The organism is Streptomyces triticagri (assembly GCF_003429565.1).
GTDB classification, from domain to species: Bacteria; Actinomycetota; Actinomycetes; order Streptomycetales; family Streptomycetaceae; genus Streptomyces; species Streptomyces triticagri.
Genome location: NZ_QUAK01000140.1, coordinates 1 through 1,315 on the forward strand (window position 1 = coordinate 1; position 1,315 = coordinate 1,315).

The 1,315-nt window shown below is 74.3% G+C and carries 1 protein-coding gene; it reads right to left on the reverse strand.

Going from position 1 to position 1,315, the window contains the following annotated elements; translation table 11 throughout:
- Positions 1 to 1,089: serine/threonine-protein kinase (locus DY218_RS24310; RefSeq protein WP_147336162.1), on the reverse strand; the 1,089-nt coding region annotated here is incomplete at its 3' end.
- Positions 1,090 to 1,315: the final 226 nt, after the last annotated feature.

A 1,315-nucleotide genomic window follows, 5' to 3' on the forward strand; every position in this document is an offset into this window, starting at 1 on the left:
GCGGTGGCGGGCGGAGCCCGGGCGCGGGGCCCCGCTGGGGCGCGGTACGCGGGCCGTGCCGCGGGCGCCGCCGGCCAGCTCGTCCGGTTCCGGTACGCGCATCGAGGTGTGGGTGTCCCGGTTGGAGTCCGGTGCCGACGAACCGGGGACCAGGGGTACGGCTCCGCGGCGCGGCTGCTGCCCGGTGTGCTCCGGGGCTGCGGGCTCCTCGGCGGGCTCGTCCGCGGAGTCCGCGTCCGGTTCGTCCACGTCGAGGGGCGGCATCCCGGCGAGCAGCGGGAGCTGTTCGCGCAGTCGCTCCGCGAGTTCGGAGGCGCGCAGCCGGGAGGCGGGTGCCTTGGCCAGACACTGGACGATCAGCTGCCAGAGCTCGTCCGGGATCCCCGGCAGCGGCGCCACGCTCTCGGTCACGTGCCGCCGCAGCACGGCGCCGGGGTGCCCGCCGCCGAACGGCGTGAAGCCGGCGAGGAGTTCGTACAGCACGGTGGCCAGGGCGTAGATGTCGACGGCCGCGCGGGGCGGCAGGCCCTCGACGATCTCCGGGGCGAGGTAGTCGGGGGTGCCGATGACCTTCGTCGCGCGCGTGCGGCGCGGGGAGTCGACCAGCTTGGCCACGCCGAAGTCGGTGAGCAGGGCCGGGTGCGAGCCGCCCGGGCCGAGCGGGCCCTGCATGTCGAGCAGCACGTTCTCCGGCTTGACGTCGCGGTGCACGACGCCGGCCGCGTGGGCGGCGGCCAGGGCATCGGCGACGTCGGCCGCGATCGCCACCGCGGCCTCCGGGGCGAGCCTGCGCTCCCGGTCGAGGCGGGTGCGCAGATCGGTGCCGCGGACCAGGTCCATGACCAGGGCCAGGTCGTTGCCGTCGACCACCAGGTCGTGCATGGCGACCACGCGCGGGTGGTCGAGGCCGAGGAGTGCCGTGCGCTCCTGCACGAAGCGTCCGACGAGCTCCTGGTCGCTGGCCAGGTCCTCGCGCATCAGCTTGATCGCGACGGGCCCCTCGGGCCCCTCGCCCAGCCACACCGTGCCGGCGGAACCGCGCCCCAGGATCTGGTGGGCGGTGTACCGGCTGCCGATTTTCCGTGCCAAGGCTGCTCCTACGGACGCTTGTTGACGACAAAGCTACGCGGCGCGGGAGCCAACCTTCACTTCCGTACGGGAAATCACCCTTCGGATATCGACAAATCGGCAGGCTCGGGGGTGCGTGGGGCGTGGCGTGGCGTGGTGTGCGTGCGGCCGGTACGCCGTCGGTGCGCGCCAGTACGCGTGAAGGCCGGTCCCGTACCCGGGATGCGGGTACGGGACCGGCCTTCAC